This is a genomic window from Cedecea neteri, assembly GCF_000758325.1.
Taxonomy (GTDB): Bacteria; Pseudomonadota; Gammaproteobacteria; order Enterobacterales; family Enterobacteriaceae; genus Cedecea; species Cedecea neteri_B.
This window is the reverse complement of the sequence record NZ_CP009459.1, coordinates 2,602,773-2,621,637: the sequence shown is the minus strand read 5'-3', so window position 1 is coordinate 2,621,637 and position 18,865 is coordinate 2,602,773. Positions and strand designations below refer to the sequence as shown.

General features: G+C 51.6%; 19 protein-coding genes. 13 read left to right on the top strand and 6 right to left on the bottom strand.

Going from position 1 to position 18,865, the window contains the following annotated elements; genetic code table 11:
• Positions 1-77: 77 nt before the first annotated feature.
• Positions 78-1,703 (bottom strand): ABC transporter substrate-binding protein, encoded by a 1,626-nt coding sequence (locus LH86_RS12305; protein WP_039301662.1) that lies wholly within the window; start codon positions 1,701-1,703, stop codon positions 78-80.
• Positions 1,704-1,929: 226 nt separating this feature from the next.
• On the opposite strand from LH86_RS12305, the gene yccA reads away from it, so the two are divergent.
• Together yccA and tusE are read left to right on the top strand one after the other, a co-directional pair.
• Entirely contained in the window at positions 1,930-2,589 is a 660-nt protein-coding gene (gene yccA, locus LH86_RS12300) for an FtsH protease modulator YccA (RefSeq protein WP_039291604.1), read from the top strand.
• A 136-nt stretch (positions 2,590-2,725) separates the two neighbouring features.
• A complete protein-coding gene (gene tusE, locus LH86_RS12295; RefSeq protein ID WP_008461270.1) occupies positions 2,726-3,055 on the top strand; it encodes a sulfurtransferase TusE in 330 nt (109 codons plus the stop codon).
• On the opposite strand, the gene yccX is transcribed toward tusE, so the two are convergent.
• On the bottom strand, positions 3,052-3,342 hold the full coding sequence (gene yccX, locus LH86_RS12290) for an acylphosphatase (protein WP_039301659.1): 291 nt from the start codon (positions 3,340-3,342) through the stop codon (positions 3,052-3,054). The two genes, tusE and yccX, sit on opposite strands and share 4 nt — an antisense overlap.
• Positions 3,343-3,503: 161 nt before the next feature.
• Between yccX and rlmI the strand changes: the two genes are divergently transcribed.
• Both rlmI and hspQ read left to right on the top strand, forming a co-directional pair.
• Positions 3,504-4,694 (top strand): 23S rRNA (cytosine(1962)-C(5))-methyltransferase RlmI, encoded by a 1,191-nt coding sequence (gene rlmI, locus LH86_RS12285; RefSeq protein WP_039301656.1) that lies wholly within the window; start codon positions 3,504-3,506, stop codon positions 4,692-4,694.
• Between the two features lie 61 nt (positions 4,695-4,755).
• Entirely contained in the window at positions 4,756-5,073 is a 318-nt protein-coding gene (gene hspQ / locus LH86_RS12280; protein ID WP_008461265.1) for a heat shock protein HspQ, read from the top strand.
• 29 nt (positions 5,074-5,102) lie between these two features.
• Here the strand turns inward: hspQ and LH86_RS12275 are convergent, their stop codons facing one another.
• Positions 5,103-5,516: a CoA-binding protein gene (locus LH86_RS12275; RefSeq protein ID WP_008461263.1), complete on the bottom strand. Its 414-nt coding sequence runs from the start codon at positions 5,514-5,516 to the stop codon at positions 5,103-5,105.
• A gap of 168 nt (positions 5,517-5,684) precedes the next feature.
• On the opposite strand from LH86_RS12275, the gene csgI reads away from it, so the two are divergent.
• Positions 5,685-6,332 (top strand): curli synthesis inhibitor, encoded by a 648-nt coding sequence (gene csgI / locus LH86_RS12270; RefSeq protein ID WP_039306143.1) that lies wholly within the window; start codon positions 5,685-5,687, stop codon positions 6,330-6,332.
• Between the two features lie 99 nt (positions 6,333-6,431).
• Complete coding sequence (gene mgsA, locus LH86_RS12265) at positions 6,432-6,890, top strand: methylglyoxal synthase (protein WP_008461260.1); 459 nt, start codon at positions 6,432-6,434, stop codon at positions 6,888-6,890.
• On the opposite strand, the gene helD is transcribed toward mgsA, so the two are convergent.
• Positions 6,891-8,945, bottom strand: coding sequence for a DNA helicase IV (helD, locus tag LH86_RS12260; RefSeq protein WP_039301653.1), 2,055 nt, complete (start codon positions 8,943-8,945; stop codon positions 6,891-6,893).
• 130 nt (positions 8,946-9,075) lie between these two features.
• Here helD and LH86_RS12255 point away from each other — a divergent pair, with 130 nt between their 5' ends.
• Together LH86_RS12255 and yccS are read left to right on the top strand one after the other, a co-directional pair.
• Complete coding sequence (locus LH86_RS12255; RefSeq protein ID WP_039301650.1) at positions 9,076-9,522, top strand: YccF domain-containing protein; 447 nt, start codon at positions 9,076-9,078, stop codon at positions 9,520-9,522.
• A gap of 12 nt (positions 9,523-9,534) precedes the next feature.
• A complete protein-coding gene (gene yccS / locus LH86_RS12250) occupies positions 9,535-11,673 on the top strand; it encodes a YccS family putative transporter (protein ID WP_039306141.1) in 2,139 nt (712 codons plus the stop codon).
• Here yccS and LH86_RS12245 read toward each other — a convergent pair.
• Positions 11,658-12,287 carry a TfoX/Sxy family DNA transformation protein gene (locus LH86_RS12245; RefSeq protein WP_039301647.1) on the bottom strand — a complete coding sequence of 210 codons (630 nt, stop codon included), beginning with the start codon at positions 12,285-12,287 and terminating at the stop codon, positions 11,658-11,660. The two genes, yccS and LH86_RS12245, sit on opposite strands and share 16 nt — an antisense overlap.
• A gap of 217 nt (positions 12,288-12,504) precedes the next feature.
• On the opposite strand from LH86_RS12245, the gene sulA reads away from it, so the two are divergent.
• Both sulA and ompA read left to right on the top strand, forming a co-directional pair.
• A complete protein-coding gene (sulA, locus tag LH86_RS12240) occupies positions 12,505-13,014 on the top strand; it encodes an SOS-induced cell division inhibitor SulA (protein WP_039301643.1) in 510 nt (169 codons plus the stop codon).
• A gap of 357 nt (positions 13,015-13,371) precedes the next feature.
• Entirely contained in the window at positions 13,372-14,427 is a 1,056-nt protein-coding gene (ompA, locus tag LH86_RS12235) for a porin OmpA (protein WP_039301640.1), read from the top strand.
• Positions 14,428-14,518: 91 nt separating this feature from the next.
• Here ompA and matP read toward each other — a convergent pair whose 3' ends face one another.
• Entirely contained in the window at positions 14,519-14,971 is a 453-nt protein-coding gene (matP, locus tag LH86_RS12230; protein WP_039301638.1) for a macrodomain Ter protein MatP, read from the bottom strand.
• Positions 14,972-15,147: 176 nt separating this feature from the next.
• Between matP and LH86_RS12225 the strand changes: the two genes are divergently transcribed.
• The 3 genes from LH86_RS12225 (at position 15,148) to LH86_RS12215 (ending at position 18,810) form a co-directional block, all read left to right on the top strand.
• Positions 15,148-16,902 (top strand): AAA family ATPase, encoded by a 1,755-nt coding sequence (locus tag LH86_RS12225; RefSeq protein ID WP_039306138.1) that lies wholly within the window; start codon positions 15,148-15,150, stop codon positions 16,900-16,902.
• 68 nt (positions 16,903-16,970) lie between these two features.
• Positions 16,971-17,489, top strand: coding sequence for a bifunctional 3-hydroxydecanoyl-ACP dehydratase/trans-2-decenoyl-ACP isomerase (gene fabA, locus LH86_RS12220; protein ID WP_008461248.1), 519 nt, complete (start codon positions 16,971-16,973; stop codon positions 17,487-17,489).
• Between the two features lie 232 nt (positions 17,490-17,721).
• On the top strand, positions 17,722-18,810 hold the full coding sequence (locus tag LH86_RS12215; RefSeq protein ID WP_039301635.1) for an ABC transporter substrate-binding protein: 1,089 nt from the start codon (positions 17,722-17,724) through the stop codon (positions 18,808-18,810).
• Positions 18,811-18,865 lie beyond the last annotated feature (55 nt).

Genomic DNA, 18,865 nt, shown 5'->3' with positions numbered 1-18,865 from the left:
GTTATTTGCCTGAAACAGCAGCAACATGCTCAGTTTCAAACCGCTTTTTCTGCCCTCCAGAGAGGGCAGCGTCGGCATTAGTGCTTTTTGATGTAAAGATCCTGGGTCAGATACTTGCCTAGCGTGCTTGGGGCATACCCCCCAACGTAAGGTTTCACCAGTTGAACTTTCACATAGTGGTAGATAGGGATGGTCGGAACGTCTTTCGCCAGAATATCTTCGGCCTGCTGATAATACTTCGCGCGTTCTTCCTGGGTGGTGGCCTGTGAAGCTTTGGCGATAATCTCATCGTAAGCAGGATTGCTGTATTTGGAACTGTTCTGGCTGTCCCCAGTGCGGAAGTTGTTCAGATAGGTAGCCGCATCATCGTAATCGGCAATCCAGCCGTAACGCACCAGGTCGTAATTGCCGGTACGTTTAGTATCCAGCATGGTCTTCCATTCCTGGTTTTGGAGCTTCGCCTCAACGCCGATGTTCTTCTTCCACATCGAACTGGCAGCAATGGCAATACGCTGGTGAGATTCCGAGGTGTTATAAAGCAGGTTGAACTGCAGCGGATGAGATTCGTTAAAGCCCGCCTCTGCCAGCAATTTCTTCGCCTCAGCGACACGCTTATCGTGGCTCCAGCTGCCGTATTCCGCAGGCTTAAGCGTTATCCCGCCAATTTTAGGCTGGCTAACCAGCCACGCAGGCTTTTGCCCCTGCCCTAATACCTTACCGGCGATGATGTCTTTATCCAGGGCCAGATTCAGCGCCAGGCGAACGCGTGGGTCGTTAAACGGCGCTTTGGTGGTATTGAATTCATAATAGTAAGTGGACAGATAAGGCGTGATATGGACCTGATCCGGAATCGATTTTTTCAGTGAGGCAAAGAGCGTTTCCGGCACGGTATAGGTGATATCAATCTCACCCGCTTTATAGCGGTTAATATCTGCAGTACCAGAAGCCACAGGCAGATAAGTTACCTTATTAATCACCGTATGAGCATCGTCCCAGTACTGCTTATTACGCTCGCCGACGACTTTTTCGTTCACCACCCACTGCGACAGTTTATACGGGCCGCTGCTCACGAAGTTGGCCGGCTGGGTCCATTTATCCCCAAATTTTTCTACCGCAGCTTCGCTAACCGGTACCATAGACGTATGGCCGAGCATCAGCAAGAAGGCCGACGTTGGCTGGTCCAGCGTCACCTGAACGGTGTTGGCATCCAGCGCCTTCACGCCCAGACTATCGACCGGCTTTTTACCTTCGGCAATGTCATTGGCATTTTCGATGTGCATTGTGCCGGGATAAGTTGCATAAGGGGAGCCCGTTTTAGGATCGACTAAACGCTTCCAGCTCCAGACCACATCCTGCGCGGTGATAGGTTCACCATTGGACCATTTAATGCCTGGGCGCAGATGGAACGTCCAGACTTTGTTGTCCTGGTTATCCCATTTCTCAGCCAGATGAGGTTCGATAGAGCCATCGTTTTTGACGCGAATCAGGCCGTCAAAAAAGTCGCCGATAATATTACTTTCAACGTCGCTCTCCACTTTGTGGGGATCCAGCGATGCGGGTTCACTGCCGTTGTTACGCACCAGCTCCTGTTTGGCTGCAAGCTCGGTTCCTGGCGGAACGTCTGCTGCCCATGCGCTGGAAATAGCGCTGAGCAGACCCAGAGCAACCAATGATTTTGAAAATGTGTTGTTGTTTGCTTTCATGACCTACGCCTTATTAATGTTATTTAACGACGGTACGGCTAACACTCTTAGTCGGCTTTAGGTAATAAAGCAATATTTTTCAGCCACCTATAAGTGGGTGTTATGGCATTAATTTTGTACAATGTGATAAAGTGCACGAGGTAAAGATGGGTAAAAAGGCTTTTGTCTAATAAAGGCGGGCATTATGCTCATGACCATAAAACACCTGTAAAAGAGAGAGTTTAGAATGGATCGCATTATTACCTCCTCGCGTGACCGTTCGTCACTGCTCAGCACCCACAAGGTGCTACGTAATACCTATTTCCTGCTGAGTTTAACGCTGGCATTTTCCGCGTTGACGGCAACCGCCAGCACCGTACTGATGTTGCCTTCTCCAGGGCTGATTCTGACGCTGGTGGGTATGTACGGCCTGATGTTCCTGACCTACAAAACTGCGGATAAACCGGTGGGCATTTTGTCTGCATTCGCCTTTACCGGCTTCCTGGGCTATATCCTGGGGCCAATGCTGAATGCTTATCTGTCCGCAGGCATGGGCGATGTTATTGGTCTGGCGCTGGGCGGTACCGCGCTGGTCTTCTTTAGCTGTTCCGCTTATGTGCTGACTACTCGTAAAGACATGTCCTTCCTCGGCGGCATGCTGATGGCGGGCGTAGTGGTTGTGCTGATTGGTATGGTGGCTAACATCTTCCTGCAGCTCCCGGCCCTGCATCTGGCGATCAGTGCGGTGTTTATCCTGATCTCTTCTGGCGCCATCCTGTTTGAGACCAGCAACATCATCCGCGGCGGCGAAACAAACTACATTCGCGCGACCGTAAGCCTGTATGTTTCTCTTTACAACATCTTCGTTAGCCTGCTGAGCATCCTTGGTTTTGCCAGCCGCGACTAACTGATGCGGTAATCCCCAAAAGAGAATGCCTTGTGCATTCTCTTTTTTTTGCCCTCAACCCTGACGCATTCCGCCCTTAAGCCCGCAGAGAAAATTTGCTACACTTCGCCCGATTTGACGTAAATAGCGGATAACTATGTTGACCTTTGAAGGCAGAGAAATAGAGACAGATGCCGATGGCTACCTGAAAAATAGCCAGGAATGGAGCGAGCCGCTGGCGGAAGAGATTGCCGCCAAAGAAGGCATTACCCTGGCGGTAGAGCACTGGGAAGTGGTTCGTTTTGTGCGCGAATTTTACCTGGAGTTTAATACCTCCCCGGCCATTCGCATGCTGGTCAAGGCTATGGCAAACAAGTTCGGTGAAGAGAAAGGCAACAGCCGCTACCTTTATCGCCTGTTCCCGAAAGGCCCGGCCAAACAGGCCACAAAAATCGCTGGCCTGCCCAAACCGGTGAAGTGTATCTAGTAGCGGATACCAAAGTTGACCCATTCGCGTTCGGGTTGATGTGGTTCAGTCAGAACTTTATCAACCCTTGCGCTGCGTGGCCCGCCGGCTTTTAGCCACGCCAGCAGCTTTTCAACCTGCTCCGCCTCTCCGCAGGCCACCACCTCCACGCTGCCATCATCCAGGTTACGGGCATAGCCGGTTAAGCCAAGCTTTTCGCCCTCACGCTGAGTGCTGTAACGAAAGCCCACGCCCTGAACCATACCGTGTACCCAACACTTCACGCACTGTTTTTCTGTATTCATCATTACCTCCACCTGAACGCGCAAAACAGCTCTAAGTCTAACAAACCCGGTCTTTTTTTCTTTGGCAGTAACCCACTCTGTGAGGCCCCCACGTGAATAAATTGCAATTAGCGGCCCTAAACCGGAAAATGGCGCCCATTTCTTAGCGAAGCAGCAAATAAATTATGAGCGTACGTTTAGTGTTAGCCAAAGGGCGTGAGAAGTCGTTATTGCGCCGTCATCCATGGGTTTTCTCTGGGGCTGTTGCGCGCCTGGAAGGTAAGGCCAGTCTCGGTGAAACAGTTGATGTGGTGGACAGCCAGGGCAAGTGGCTAGCCCGCGCGGCATATTCCCCTGAATCACAAATCCGCGCCCGCGTCTGGACCTTTGATCAGGCTGAAAGTATTGATATCGCCTTCTTTACCCGCCGCCTGCAGCAAGCCCAGCAGTGGAGAGACTGGCTGGCTAAGCGTGATGGGCTGGACAGCTACCGCCTGATCGCCGGTGAATCTGACGGTTTACCGGGCGTCACTATCGATCGTTTTGGCAGCTTCCTGGTGCTGCAGCTGTTGTCTGCCGGCGCAGAATATCAGCGCCCGGCCCTCGTTGCCGCCCTGCAGTCTCTCTACCCTGAATGCTCTGTTTACGATCGTTCCGATGTTACCGTGCGTAAGAAAGAAGGCATGGCTTTGACTCAGGGGCCGGTCAGCGGTGAACTGCCTCCTGCCCTGCTGCCTATTGAAGAACATGGCATGAAGCTGCTGGTAGACATTCAGGGCGGGCATAAAACAGGTTACTACCTCGATCAGCGAGACAGCCGTTTCGCCACTCGCCGCTACGTCGATAATAAACGCGTCCTGAACTGCTTCTCCTACACCGGTGGTTTTGCGGTTTCTGCGTTGATGGGTAACTGCAGCCAGGTAGTAAGCGTGGATACCTCTCAGGACGCGCTGGATATCGCCAGAAAAAACGTAGAGCTGAACAAGCTTGATCTCAGCAAAGCCGAGTTTCTTCGTGACGACGTGTTCAAGCTACTGCGCAAATATCGCGACCAGGGCGAGAAATTCGACGTCATCGTAATGGATCCACCTAAATTTGTTGAAAACAAAAACCAGCTGGCGGGCGCATGCCGGGGCTATAAAGACATCAACATGTTAGCGATTCAGTTACTGAACCCAGGCGGCATTCTGATGACGTTCTCTTGCTCCGGGTTGATGACCACAGATTTATTCCAAAAAATCATCGCCGATGCCGCCGTAGATGCCGGGCGTGATGTACAATTTATAGAGCAGTTCCGTCAGGCGGCCGATCACCCGGTGATCGCAACCTACCCGGAAGGGCTGTATCTGAAAGGGTTTGCCTGTCGAGTCATGTAGCTTGAAAAGGCGGAAATTGCCCGCATATTCGTATGCAGAGTAATGTTCCCGGGAGGTGACTATGATTGCCAGCAAATTCGGTATTGGCCAGCAGGTTCGCCATTCTTTACTGGGCTATCTGGGCGTAGTGGTCGACATTGACCCCGAGTATTCGCTCGATGAGCCACAGGAAGACGATCTGGCCGACAATAGCGCACTCCGCGCGGCGCCGTGGTACCACGTTGTCATGGAAGATGAGGATGGCCAGGCGATTCATACCTATCTCGCCGAAGCTCAGCTCAGTTCTGAAGATGACGACGAGCACCCTGAACAGCCGTCGATGGACGAACTGGCTGCCTCGATACGCCAACAGCTTCAGGCCCCACGCCTGCGTAACTGATAAAAAACCCCGCCGACGCGGGGTTTTTCTTATTTCGCCAGCCCAAGACGAGGAATTTCGATCGCCGGGCATTTATCCATCACAACGCTTAATCCCGCATTCTGCGCCAGCACCGCAGCCTGCTCATTAATCACGCCAAGCTGCATCCATAGCGTTTTCGCTCCCACGGCGATGGCATCCTGCGCCACACCCCAGGCAGCCTCAGAATTACGGAACACATCGACCATATCAATTTTCTTTGGTACGTCCGCAAGCGTGGCATAGCCCTGCTGCCCTAACAGCGTTTTACCCGCGACCTTCGGCGACACGGGAATAACCTCATAACCTTGTTTGAGCAGGTAATCCATCACCCGATAACTCGGGCGATCGGGCTTGTCGCTGGCCCCCACCAGCGCAATGGTACGGGTGGTTTTCAGGATATTTTCGATATCACTTTGTTTCATAGCGCCCCCTAAGATGTTGTCTGAAGTGTATGCCAAAGCCCGTCACCCAGCCATCTTTCTACTGGAAACTCAGGCGCGCAATTTCTGAAAATATGTCTATATGTTAATAAATGGGTCTCAGGAAAAACTTTGAAATATCCATTCAGCATGTTCACCAGGGAGAGTGAAATGAGAGCAGGTCTGCCACTTGCAGGGCTAATATTGATGCTACCAACCCTGGTATGGGGAACCACGCTGCGCCTTTCCACCGATGTGGATCTACTGGTTCTGGATGGTAAAAGAGTTTCCAGCTCGCTCCTTAAAGGGGCAGACAGCATTGAAATAGATAATGGGCCACATCAGTTGGTTCTGCGCATTGAAAAAAAATTAAACAACGCACGCAGCCGGTCTTCTGGGGTATCCCCACCGATAGTGATCAGTTTTGATACCAAAGAGATAGATCAGGTCAATATTGTTCTACCGCTAAAAGATCCTAATCATTCTGGAACTACCTTTCAAATTAAGCTGCTGGACGGCCAGGCCCACCCCATTCCCATCCGAACCGATATATTGGAGATAAAACCCGATCCAACCGGAACGGATTATGAAGAAGAGACACAGCGCTATAACAAATCAGGAAAAAAAGCGTCAATGCCCGGATTCGCAAACCGCATGGCCAACGAAGGCATTCTGCAATTTGCCCAGGCTAATCCAGACCTTCCACCGGCGCAGTCTGAAGTGCTGACAGAGCAACGGCTGAGATACTGGTTCAGTCAGGCCGATAATCCGACACGGGCGCGTTTTTTACGCTGGGCAAATGAGACGCCCACCCCATAGCAATGCCTCGAGATACCTCGCTTTTTTGACGTTCTGCTCTTGCAGCCCCTGGCGCTTTTAGTAATCTGTTAGCAGCCTAAAACTACCCAGGAAAAAAGAATGGAACTAACAACCCGCACCCTTGCGGTAAAAAAACATATCGCACTGGTTGCCCACGATCACTGTAAGGACGCGCTTTTGAAGTGGGTACAACGCCATAAAGCAACGCTTGCCAACCACACTCTCTATGCCACCGGGACAACGGGTAATTTAATTCAGAGAGCAACAGGGCTTGAAGTCAACGCCATGCTCAGTGGCCCAATGGGGGGCGACCAACAGGTAGGTGCCTTAATTTCCGAAGGCAAAATTGATGTCCTGATTTTCTTCTGGGACCCGCTCAATGCCGTTCCTCACGACCCAGACGTTAAGGCCCTGCTGCGCCTGGCGACCGTCTGGAATATCCCGGTCGCCACCAACCTCTCTACCGCAGACTTTATTATTCACTCACCGGGCTTCAATGAGAGCGTGGATATTCTTATCCCGGATTACCAACGCTACCTGAATGAACGCCTGAAATAATCACGGGCGATTAGATGCGGGTACACCCAGCCGCTTCAGTGCCTCAACAAAGACTGAAGGTTCCTGCTTGTTGAACATAAGCCAGACCCGATGCCGTGCTCGCGTCAGCGCGACATAAAGTAAACGCCGCTCCTCTGCATCCGGGAAATCCTCCGGCTGTGGCAGGAGCGCCTGCTCCATGATTGACTCCCGCGCGGGCGCCGGAAAACCTTCCTTTCCTTCCAGCAAACCAAGAATGATCACATAGTCCGCCTGCTGCCCTTTGCTGGCATGGATAGTCATAAAATCGATATTGAGCTTAGGCCATCGTGTCGAGGCTTTTTCCAGACTTTCAGGGCGCAAATGGTGATACCGCGCCAGCACCAAAATTCGCTGTTCGGGCAAGGCATACCCACTGAGTTTGTCCAGCAGATCGTCGAGCCTGTCATCAGCAAGCAGAGTTACCGCTTTTTTGTCCCCTTTGGAGAGGCTATTGAGCGGCTTACGCAGTTGATACGGATTTTGCTGCACAAAACCGTTGGCAATCTCGCCGATTCGGTCGTTAAAACGATACGTAGTATCCAGCGCACAGCTGTCACCTTCCCCAAAATGATGACTGAACGCCGTTGTGAGCGTCATTTCCGCGCCGCTAAATCGATAGATTGCCTGCCAGTCATCTCCGACGGCATAAAGCGAAGTATGGGAGTTCTGCCGTCTTAAAGCAGCCAGTAAGGCGGCCCGCTGGGGGGAAATGTCCTGAAACTCGTCAACAAGGATATGCTTCCACGGGCTGATAAAACGCCCCTTCTCGAGCACATTAATTGCCTGATGAATCAGCCCGGAGAAATCTACCGCCTCTTCGGCTTTCAGGGCGGCTTTCCAGCTTTTTAACAATGGCGCCATCAGCTTAATACGCTTAGTGAAGAGTTCTCTGACCTCTTCTGGCGCACTCTCTATCATTTCAGCCTGTGAGCCTCCGTGCATCCTCATCAGGCCGAGCCAGCGGTCGAGCCGGCTGGCAAGCCGCTTCGCCAGACGTTTGTCCTGCCAATATTCACCCTCCGGAACATCCCACTCAAGCTCTTCGCTAAGCCACTGCCGCCAGCCTTTGGCCATTGCTTTTTTCTCACGGCATTGCTGCTGCCAGCTGTCGATCAGCAACTGATGGCGAGCCGCTGTGTCGCTCTCAAGCTCACTGACTCGAGGGACTTTTTTGCTCCCCTGTTGAATAATGTGCAGCGCCAGCGAATGGAAAGTTCTGGCAGAAATCGCTTCAGTATTAAGGCGGCTGGCTATACGTTCATCCATTTCCTGTGCGGCCTGACGACCAAAGGCTAAAAGCAGGATCTGCTCCTCTGTTGCTTCACCACGCTGTAACAACCATCCGGCACGCGCCACAAGAACGGAGGTTTTGCCGCTACCCGCCCCAGCCAGCACCAGGAGCGAATCTTCGCCATTCACCACGGCACGAGCCTGAGACGGATTCAACGGCGAACTTTCAACCTGCTCAAAGAAAGCGGCATATTTTTCCAGCATCCGTTCGGTGTAAGCGCTATTACGCTGGTGACGGCGCTCTTCACCTTGTTCAAGCCAGGCTTTACATATAGCCCACGCTTCCCGGCAGTTTTCAAACTCACCAAGCCGGGCATGCGGCAGCGGGAGGGCAGAGATAGCTGCACGCAGGTTATCTTGTAACGCCTGCATATCACTTCGACGGAACCACACCTCTTTGCGAGTGCGCTGAGCAATCTCTTCTCGTTGAGCGGTTAATACTTCGGCGGCAACTTCACTCATCTCCGTGCTCCAGTTAAGCCAGAGCGAACTCAGATGATGGAAAAAGCGCTGAGTCTCCGCCCATTCGGTACCGTGCAGGCGAACCACTTTGTCATCAGGAAGAACGAATTCCAGCTCTCCCCAAACAAGGCCACGTTTACAGTTAATCGCTATTAACTGGTTGAATGGAATAAGATATTCGTGGCGATCGCCTTTAACCTCAACGCCGGCAGGCAGCAGTTTGACCCGATTATAAGGGTGCTGAGCTAAATGCTTGCCAAGAGAAGTTGCTTTGAGTTCCATTACGTTGCCCGATCCAATGTAAGAGTTATGGCTCAAGTTTAACTGCCGAAGGAATGACGCTCCAGAGTAAAAACGCGTTATAATTTCTGCGGTTAATCACACTTTTTTTTTCTGTCAGGGAAGCGTCACTATGCGTACCGTACTTAATGTTCTGAACTTCGTGCTGGGTGGCTTTTTGACCACCCTCTCATGGCTATTTGCCACGCTGGTGAGTATTGTACTGATTTTCACCCTACCACTGACGCGATCCTGTTGGGAAATCACCAAGCTTTCCTTTGTGCCCTACGGCAATGAAGCCATTCATGTGGATGAGCTTAATCCAGAGGGTAAAAATACGCTGCTCAATACGGGAGGGACCCTGTTGAATGTGCTCTGGCTGATCTTCTTCGGCTGGTGGCTGTGCATTATGCATATCATGGCGGGCATCGCGCAGTGTATTACCGTTATTGGGATCCCTGTAGGGATTGCGAACTTCAAGATTGCTGCCATTGCGTTATGGCCCGTTGGTCGTCGGGTTGTTCCGGTCGAAGTGGCAAGAGCAGCACGCGAATCCAACGCACGTCGCCGTTTCCAGTAAGGAGCCGTTGTGCTGACCCTAAGCCCACTGGTACGTCGTTACACCTGGAACAGCGTCTGGCTTTACAACTTGCGCATTTTTATTGCCCTTGCAGGCACTGCGGCACTGCCGTGGTGGCTCGGTGAAGTCAAGCTGACGATTCCCCTCACGCTTGGCGTTGTGGCTGCCGCCCTGGCCGATCTCGACGACCGGGTAAGTGGTAGGCTACGAAATTTACTGATCACTTTAATCAGCTTTTTCATTGCTTCAGCGTCTGTTGAACTCCTGTTTCCCTGGCCGTGGCTGTTTGCCGTGGGCTTAACAGTCTCCACCAGCGGATTTATCCTTCTTGGAGGGCTGGGCCAACGCTATGCCACCATCGCCTTTGGTGCATTGCTGATTGCTATCTACACGATGCTCGGTATTTCCCTCTACGAGCACTGGTATCAGCAACCGTTGTTCCTTTTAGCCGGCGCAGTCTGGTACAACCTGCTGACGTTAGCAGGCCATTTGATTTTCCCTATTCGCCCGCTGCAAGACAACCTGGCACGCTGTTATGAAAGCCTCGCGAGCTTTCTGGAAATTAAAGCAGCGCTGTTTGATCCTGATATCGAAGAAGAAAGCCAGGCTCCAATGCTCCAGTTGGCTATGGCTAACAGCCAATTAGTCACCACGCTAAACCAGACGAAAAGCTCATTGCTAACTCGCCTTCGCGGCGATCGAGGGCAGAGAGGCACTCGTCGAACACTTCACTATTATTTCGTAGCCCAGGATATTCACGAACGGGCGAGTTCATCTCATATTCAGTACCAGGCTTTGCGCGATAAGTTTCGCTATAGCGACGTGATGTTCCGCTTTCAGCGTCTGCTCACGATGCAATCACAGGCCTGTCAGCAGCTCTCTCGATCTATCCTGCTGCGAGTCCCTTATCAGCACGACCCACGATTTGAACGCGCATTTACTCATCTGGACTCCGCTCTGGACCGAATTCGTGCCAGCAATGCAACCACCTCAGAGATAAAAGCGTTAGGCTTTCTGATTACGAATTTGAGGGCAATTGATGCACAACTGGCAAACATTGAATCAGAACAGGCGATTGCTGAGCCGCAGAACGATCCCGAGAATCGTTTATCCGACGACAAGCTGACCGGCTTCGATGATATCTGGCAACGGCTAAAGCTTAACCTCACACCTGAATCCGCACTCTTTCGTCACGCGGTGCGGATGTCCCTGGTTCTCTGTGTGGGCTATGCATTTATTCAGTTTACGGGTTTGCAGCATGGTTACTGGATACTTCTGACCAGCTTGTTTGTCTGCCAGCCCAACTACAGTGCAACCAGGCGACGCTTAGCGCTGCGTATCATCGGCACGCTGGTTGGGGTAGCCGTTGGCCTGCCCTTGCTTTGGCTTGTCCCGTCTCTCGAAGGCCAACTGATACTGATCGTCATTACCGGCGTACTGTTCTTCGCCTTTCGCAATGTGCAATACGCCCATGCGACCATGTTTATTACGCTGTTAGTGTTGCTATGCTTTAACCTGTTGGGAGAAGGTTTTGAAGTTGCTCTCCCGCGCGTGATTGATACACTCTTAGGCTGCGCAATAGCCTGGGCGGCGGTGAGTTTCATCTGGCCTGACTGGCGATTCCGCCGGCTTTCACGAGTCGTTGAACGTGCGTTCAACGCCAATTGTCGCTATCTGGATGCAATTCTTGAGCAGTACCACCAGGGACGTGATAACCGCCTGGAATATCGCATCGCCCGGCGTGATGCCCATAACAGAGACGCAGAGCTGGCCTCCGTGGTTTCAAATATGTCTTCCGAGCCTCGAGTCTCCGTTGATATGCGGGAAGCGGCGTTCCGTCTGCTTTGCCTGAACCACTCGTTTAACAGCTATATCTCTGCATTAGGCGCACACAGGGAAAAACTCAACCATGGTGATACGTTAATGTTGCTTGATGACGCCGTTTGCTATGTTGATGATGCCCTACACCACCTGCCAGTCGATGAAGGACGCGTTAAAGATGCTCTGACAGGGCTCTCTACCCGCATCTCACAGCTTGAGACTCGGGCAGAGACCAAAGAACCCCTGGTTCTGCAACAAATTGGGTTATTAATTGCTCTTCTGCCTGAGATCTCACGTCTTCAGCAACAAATCTCTCAGTGCTCCGAGTAAGGCTGGTGGCGCTGCTCATAGCAGCGCCACCAGTCCGTCAGTTCTTTTCTAACATCTGCAGGCAATACAGCCTCATGAACACCACGTATGGCCCCCGCAAGCGCAAGCAACACTTTAATACCTACCGTTTTCCTTGTACTGCGTAGTTTCAACCACGACCGCTTGGCACCAAAGCGCCGTAGCGTTTGGGGATCATTAATACCCACTTCACGCAGCATAACTTCGATATTCAGGGAAAGATTGGGGAGATCCTTAAGGCGGCGAGAACGCACTTTACTCTGCGATTTCTCACGTTGAGCGCTTCTTAACGCCAGGAAAGAGAGTTGGACAAGTTTATCGGGATTTTCCCAAAGTTCTTCATCAACACGATAGTAATTCAGTGCGACTGGAAGCCCACGCTTACTGTACATAAGCGGTGGAGACGCTTTTTTGATGAAATAATCGGCACATTGTTCACTGGCCCGAAGGTAAAGCTCCCCTTCCGCTACCATAGCAAAGACAACACCTTCGACCATCAGACTATAACCACCAAATAACGGTCGATAACCGATTTTACCCAGCGACGAAAGATATTCCCGTGATTTATGAATTCTAAAAAATGTCACTTTTTTCATAATATGTCCTTATATATCAACTGGTAAATAGCTGCTCGGGTTACTCGCCCTCCTAATACCAGAAAATAAGTAAGGTTAAAGATAATGGCAATGACAATTTCACCCGTATCGATTTTGCATACGGAAAATGCGAGACACTTTCCGAAATTCCGGTTGATCTTTGTTCGCACAGGCATTACTGTACATGCATACAGTAACCCATTAGGCGGGACTCACTATGCACTCACATAATGTTCAAACTCACTTTCGTCATGTTGCAGTTACTGCGCACTCCCCTGCACAGTCCCTCTCTGATAACAGCGTACAGGGGTTAATCAGTGAAGTGGTCTACAGTGAAGAGAGCCCCTGGGTTACGCAGTTTATTCTGCTACCTTTATTGCAGCAGCTGGGACAACAATCTCGCTGGCAGCTATGGCTGACACCACAGCAAAAACTCAGCCGCACATGGCTCCAGGCGGCCGGGCTGCCGCTGGCAAAAGTGATGCAGGCAAATCAGTTAGATCCTCTTTGCACCGTTGATGTAATGGTGAAAGCTCTACAGACGGGAAATTACAGCGTTGTGATCGGCTGGCTGCCAGAAGAATTAACAGATGAAGAACATTTACGGCTCACGCTAGCAGCCGAAGCTGGCAATGCAATGGGCTTTATTATGCGTCCAACCAGTACGGGAATATCCGGTTCAAGACCACGAAATGGCCTAAAAATTCATTCTAGTTTGTATCATTAAGTAAATTTAGGAGAAATCCTGGAATTTTTTAATCACGCCATATAATTCGCTGCCATGACTCAAAAATGCCCGCCATATGGCGGTTTGATGGGGTTCAACGAATGCGTTCTTCGTTCAAAAAACGGTCCATTCTGTAAAAAAATATGTATGCAAGTCGTTTTTTTTCATATGCCTGACGGACTTCACACTTGTAACTTTCCAACTACGTTGTAGACTTTACCTCGCCAGGGTTGCTCTTCATAACACCGATATATCGGTAGAGTAACAATTGAGCGTAAACCCGGGCGAAGGATTTAACCCTGGGCTTTAAATTGGTTTAGAGCTCATGGCCTTTTGGATGATAATGAGGCGCAAAAAATGAAAAAGACAGCTATCGCGATTGCAGTGGCACTGGCTGGCTTCGCTACCGTAGCGCAGGCCGCACCGAAAGATAACACCTGGTATGCAGGTGGTAAACTGGGCTGGTCTCAGTTCCACGATACCGGCTGGTATAACAAGGACCTGCAAAACAACGGTAACACCCACGAAAGCCAGCTGGGCGCTGGTGCCTTCGGTGGTTATCAGGTTAACCCGTACGTTGGTTTTGAAATGGGTTACGACTGGCTTGGCCGTATGCCTTACAAAGGCAGCGTAACTAGCGGTGCCTTCAAAGCTCAGGGCGTACAGCTGACCACCAAACTGGGTTACCCAATCACTGACGACCTGGACATCTACACCCGTCTGGGCGGCATGGTATGGCGTGCAGACTCTACAAACACCATCGCTGGTAAAAACCACGACACCGGTGTTTCCCCAGTATTCGCTGGTGGTGTTGAGTGGGCAGTTACCCGTGACATCGCTACCCGTCTGGAATACCAGTGGGTTAACAACATCGGTGATGCACAGACCGTTGGCGTTCGTCCTGACAACGGCATGCTGAGCGTAGGTGTTTCCTACCGCTTTGGCCAGCAGGAAGAAGCTGCACCAGTTGTAGCTCCGGCTCCGGCTCCAGCTCCAGAAGTACAGACCAAGCACTTCACTCTGAAGTCTGACGTTCTGTTCAACTTCAACAAAGCAACTCTGAAACCAGAAGGTCAGCAGGCACTGGATCAGCTGTACACCCAGCTGAGCAACCTGGATCCTAAAGATGGTTCCGTTGTTGTTCTGGGCTACACCGACCGTATCGGTTCCGAGCAGTACAACCTGAAACTGTCTGAAAAACGTGCACAGAGCGTTGTTGATTACCTGATCTCTAAAGGTATCCCAGCGAACAAAATCTCTCCACGTGGCATGGGCAAAGCTAACCCAGTTACTGGCAACACCTGTGACAACGTAGCGCCTAAAGCTAAACTGATCGACTGCCTGGCTCCAGATCGTCGTGTTGAGATCGAAGTTAAAGGTATCAAAGAAGTTGTAACTCAGCCTGCGGCATAAGTTACCCTTCCTTGAACAAAAACCCCGCCATGGCGGGGTTTTTTATTGTCTGATATTTTACGATGGTGAGGTCGTACACCCTTTCAGTGCTTTATTTTTTACCGAGCATGGCCTGCAGATCCTGCTTAAGCGTCGACATCTTGTTTTCCACCTTCTCTTTGCGCTCCGCATCTTCAATCAGTTGAACAACCGTTTCCGAAAGCGTATTGCCGCGGCGCTGTGCAAGCCCGGCCAGACGCTGCCAGACCAGATATTCCAGATCGATGGATTTTTTACGGGTATGCTGATGCTCAGCGTTGAAATGCCTTTTACGCCGGGCACGAATCGTTTGCTTCATGCGGTTATGCAGCGCCGGGTTCATGTGCTGATCAATCCAGCTCTGAACCAGAACCGGCACATTCTCCAGCGTCAGGAGCTGCTCTACCGCCTCTTGGGCTGCACTGGCCTCAATGTATCGCGTGATTAATTCCCCTTCGCGATGCTTCTTAACCAGATACTTCCACTTCCAGCCGCTCTCGAGATTTTCCAACTGTTGATATTTCATTGTGATCTCAGTGTGACCGTGTAACTTAGTTCAGAATAACAGTTTTTCTGCCATTCGCTGAACTGAAAATCAAAGCTGTGAGAGGGATAAAACTGTGTTACTGCTTTATCCGTGTGCTACCCGAGCGATTCTTGTATAATCGCGCCTTTGACATCTCATTAAAAAATATAGCGACTTTGACGACTAATCGACTTGACTGGCGTGCCCTGGTGCCTGATACCGAAAGCTATCAGGAAATTTTTGCACAGCCTTATGATACCGACTCTGCCCCTCTCTCTGCGGTTCAACCTCGTTTAGTTTACGGGATTGAGCAACTCAACCTTTCCGTTTCTTCCGTCGATCTGATGCTGATAAAAGCCCCGGAAGAACAAGAGTATCTGGATCTTATCGCCGCGGCCGTTGAAGCATCCCATGATGAAGCCGAAGAAATCATCGGCGGACATTATCTCATTGAAGGTAGCCGGGTCACCCTGCGCCCGGCCGAGAACGCTGACGATAACTTTGCGTCAAGCCGAGAAGTCATTGCCGCTGACTGGGTTGAGCCGGAGCAACTGTTCGGCTGCGTGCGGCAGTTTGCTGGCGAGGTGTCGCTGGAACCCGGCCTGATCCATCGCGTGAACGGCGGCGTGCTGGTGTTGTCGATGCGTAGCGTCCTTGCCCAGCCGCTGCTGTGGCTGCGCCTGAAACAAATCATGACTCAGGGCCGTTTCGACTGGATTTCACCTGACGAAACTCGCCCGCTGCCGGTAAAAATCCCGTCATTAGCGTTGGACTTCAAACTCGTCCTGGTTGGCGAGCGTGACTCGCTGGCTGATTTCCAGGAAATGGAGATGGATCTGGCTGCAGCCGCTATCTACAGTGAATTTGAAGATAATCTGCAAATTGCTTCTGCCGATGAAATGGCGCTTTGGTGTCAGTGGATCTATGCCATTGCCGCTGAGAAGTCATTGCCTGCACCTGCCGCTGATGCCTGGCAACCGCTGATTCGTGAGGCCGTCCGCTACACGGGCGATCAGGAAATGCTGCCGCTCTGCCCTTCCTGGATTTCACGCCAGCTGCGTGAAGTCGCGCCGTTTACTGAAGAAGGCAGCTTTAACGCCGAACAGCTCCAACAAATGCTCGACCAGCGTGAATGGCGCGAAGGTTTCCTGGCCGAGCGCATGCAGGATGAAATCCTGATGGAGCAAATCCTGATTGAAACCGAAGGCGAAATGATTGGCCAGATTAACGCGCTGTCGGTCATTGAATTCCCTGGTCATCCACGGGCCTTTGGTGAACCTTCCCGTATTAGCTGCGTGGTTCACGTCGGTGACGGGGAGTTTACGGACGTAGAGCGCAAGGCCGAACTTGGCGGCAACATTCACGCCAAAGGGATGATGATCATGCAGGCATTTCTGATGTCAGAGCTGCAGCTTGACCAACAAATCCCGTTTTCAGCGTCCCTTACCTTCGAGCAATCCTACAGCGAAGTGGACGGCGACAGCGCCTCCATGGCTGAGCTTTGCGCCCTGATAAGTGCCCTGGCCAACGTCCCGATTTATCAGCACATCGCGATCACCGGCTCTGTGGATCAGTTCGGCCGCGTACAGCCCGTTGGCGGGCTGAATGAAAAAATAGAAGGTTTTTTCCGCATTTGTCAGCAGCGTGAGTTTAGCGGCGCCCAGGGCGTTATTATTCCTCTGGCGAACGTGCGTCACCTGTCGCTGCATAAAGATGTCCTGGAGGCCGTCGAGCAAGATAAATTCTCGATTTGGGCAATTGACGACGTGGCTGATGCCCTGCCGTTATTAACCAATCTCCCGTGGGATGGCGAAGGGCAAAACACCCTGATGCGTGCGGTGCAGGAGCGTATTGCTCAGGCGTCGGCGCCGGATGTTCGCCAGCGCTTTCCGTGGCCGCTACGCTGGCTCAACTGGTTCAACCACAACTGATCGGACTTGTTGAGCGTACACGTGTTAGCTAACCTGCGTGCTTCATTATAAAAAGGCTTACTGTAGACATGGTAGATAAACGCGAATCCTATACGAAAGAAGATCTTCTTGCCTCAGGGCGTGGCGAACTGTTTGGGGCTGAAGGCCCGCAGTTACCTGCACCTTCCATGCTGATGATGGACCGCGTAGTCAAGATGACCGAGGACGGCGGTAACTTTGACAAAGGTTACGTGGAAGCCGAGCTGGATATTAACCCTGACCTGTGGTTCTTTGGTTGCCACTTCATTGGCGACCCAGTGATGCCTGGTTGCCTGGGCCTTGATGCCATGTGGCAACTGGTTGGTTTCTACCTCGGCTGGCTCGGTGGCGAAGGCAAAGGCCGCGCGCTGGGCGTGGGCGAAGTGAAATTTACCGGTCAGGTTCTCCCTACCGCGAAGAAAGTCACCTACCGCATTCACTTCAAACGCGTCGTGAATCGCCGCCTGATCATGGGCCTGGCTGACGGTGAAGTGCTGGTTGATGGCCGTGTGATCTACACCGCAACCGACCTGAAAGTAGGTCTTTTCAAAGACACCTCTGCTTTCTAATACCGCTGTATCTGGCTTCACCTCGAAAGCACTCATTGTTCGCAGTGGGTGCTTTTTTGTTTCTGTCGTCCGCCTGAGTGACGCTTTCTTGCCGTGGTTTTTATGGCGTTAATTGCTTAAACAACGTTCGAAATCACAAATCGTGAAGATAAAAAACGCCCCCTCTTGTCTGAAAAACGTTATGCGTTATGTTGATTTTTAGTTTCTCAAATGTAACTAGAGGTTAACAATAATGTCGAATAAGTTACGTATATCTTGCCTTGCTTCTGCCGTGCTGCTCTCTACCTCCGCGTTTTCTGCCGTGCCTCAGGGCTACCCGGCGGATTATCAAAAAATCATCGATGCCGCGACCAAAGAAGGCAAAGTGGTGCTCTACTCCACCACCGACACCAAAACCGCGGCCCCGCTTATTCAGGGTTTTGAGGCCGCATATCCGGGCATCAAAGTAGAATATAACGACATGAACAGCACCGAGCTGTACAACCGTTATATCAGCGAGCAGGCCGCCGGCGGTACCAGCGGTGACGTGGTCTGGAGTTCCTCCATGGACACGGCATTAAAGCTCGCCACCGACTATGCCCAGGAATACAAATCCCCTGAGCAAGGCCAGTTGCCGAAGTGGGCAGTCTGGAAAGACAAGGCCTACGGCACCACCTATGAGCCGGTGATTTTTATCTACAACAAACGCCTGATCCCGGCCAATGAAGTGCCTGACAGCCATGCAGCATTGGCCAAACTTATCGCCAGCCAGCCCGAAAAATTCAGCAAAAAAGTCACTACCTACGATATTGAAAAATCCGGTCTCGGCTTTATGCTTTCGGTACAGGATCACAAGGCCGATCCAAATTACTTCCAGACTCTCGCAGAAGTAGCCAAAGGCGGCCTTTCGGTTCAGTCCTCGACCGGCACGATGATGGAGCGAGTCTCCTCGGGTGAAAACCTGATTGGCTTCAACATTCTGGGCTCCTACGCCGAAGCTCGCGCCAAAACGGACACTTCCCTCGGCATTGCTTATCCGAAGGACTACACCCTGGTGCTGTCACGCGTTTCCTTTATCAGCAATGAAGCAAAAAACAGCAACGCAGCAAAGCTGTGGATCGACTACGTGCTGTCTGAAAAAGGGCAAAACATCCTCGCTAATCAGGCGGATATTCCTTCCATCCGTAATGATATCGACGGTGACAACGACATCGACGGCATGACCAAAAAACTCGGCAACGCCCTGAAGCCGATTCCGGTGGATGAAACCCTGCTGGAATACCTGCAGCAGAAAAAGCGCCTGGACTACATCAAACAGTGGCGCGAAGCCGCCTCGAAATAATCCTTTGATGAGGCGCGCCGCCCGGCTGCGCCTCGCTTAACCCGAACACATTAGG

What these genes read in the sequence shown, in the direction of transcription:
- csgI (WP_039306143.1), top strand. Translation starts at nt 5,685, where the DNA reads ATGAGAGCAGGTCTGCCACTTGCAGGGCTAATATTGATGCTACCAACC.
- sulA (WP_039301643.1), top strand. Translation starts at nt 12,505, where the DNA reads ATGCACTCACATAATGTTCAAACTCACTTTCGTCATGTTGCAGTTACT.
- LH86_RS12255 (WP_039301650.1), top strand. Translation starts at nt 9,076, where the DNA reads ATGCGTACCGTACTTAATGTTCTGAACTTCGTGCTGGGTGGCTTTTTG.
- mgsA (WP_008461260.1), top strand. Translation starts at nt 6,432, where the DNA reads ATGGAACTAACAACCCGCACCCTTGCGGTAAAAAAACATATCGCACTG.
- LH86_RS12245 (WP_039301647.1), bottom strand. Translation starts at nt 12,287, where the DNA reads ATGAAAAAAGTGACATTTTTTAGAATTCATAAATCACGGGAATATCTT.
- LH86_RS12215 (WP_039301635.1), top strand. Translation starts at nt 17,722, where the DNA reads ATGTCGAATAAGTTACGTATATCTTGCCTTGCTTCTGCCGTGCTGCTC.
- ompA (WP_039301640.1), top strand. Translation starts at nt 13,372, where the DNA reads ATGAAAAAGACAGCTATCGCGATTGCAGTGGCACTGGCTGGCTTCGCT.
- tusE (WP_008461270.1), top strand. Translation starts at nt 2,726, where the DNA reads ATGTTGACCTTTGAAGGCAGAGAAATAGAGACAGATGCCGATGGCTAC.
- matP (WP_039301638.1), bottom strand. Translation starts at nt 14,971, where the DNA reads ATGAAATATCAACAGTTGGAAAATCTCGAGAGCGGCTGGAAGTGGAAG.
- rlmI (WP_039301656.1), top strand. Translation starts at nt 3,504, where the DNA reads ATGAGCGTACGTTTAGTGTTAGCCAAAGGGCGTGAGAAGTCGTTATTG.
- LH86_RS12275 (WP_008461263.1), bottom strand. Translation starts at nt 5,516, where the DNA reads ATGAAACAAAGTGATATCGAAAATATCCTGAAAACCACCCGTACCATT.
- yccX (WP_039301659.1), bottom strand. Translation starts at nt 3,342, where the DNA reads ATGATGAATACAGAAAAACAGTGCGTGAAGTGTTGGGTACACGGTATG.
- hspQ (WP_008461265.1), top strand. Translation starts at nt 4,756, where the DNA reads ATGATTGCCAGCAAATTCGGTATTGGCCAGCAGGTTCGCCATTCTTTA.
- helD (WP_039301653.1), bottom strand. Translation starts at nt 8,945, where the DNA reads ATGGAACTCAAAGCAACTTCTCTTGGCAAGCATTTAGCTCAGCACCCT.
- LH86_RS12305 (WP_039301662.1), bottom strand. Translation starts at nt 1,703, where the DNA reads ATGAAAGCAAACAACAACACATTTTCAAAATCATTGGTTGCTCTGGGT.
- fabA (WP_008461248.1), top strand. Translation starts at nt 16,971, where the DNA reads ATGGTAGATAAACGCGAATCCTATACGAAAGAAGATCTTCTTGCCTCA.
- yccA (WP_039291604.1), top strand. Translation starts at nt 1,930, where the DNA reads ATGGATCGCATTATTACCTCCTCGCGTGACCGTTCGTCACTGCTCAGC.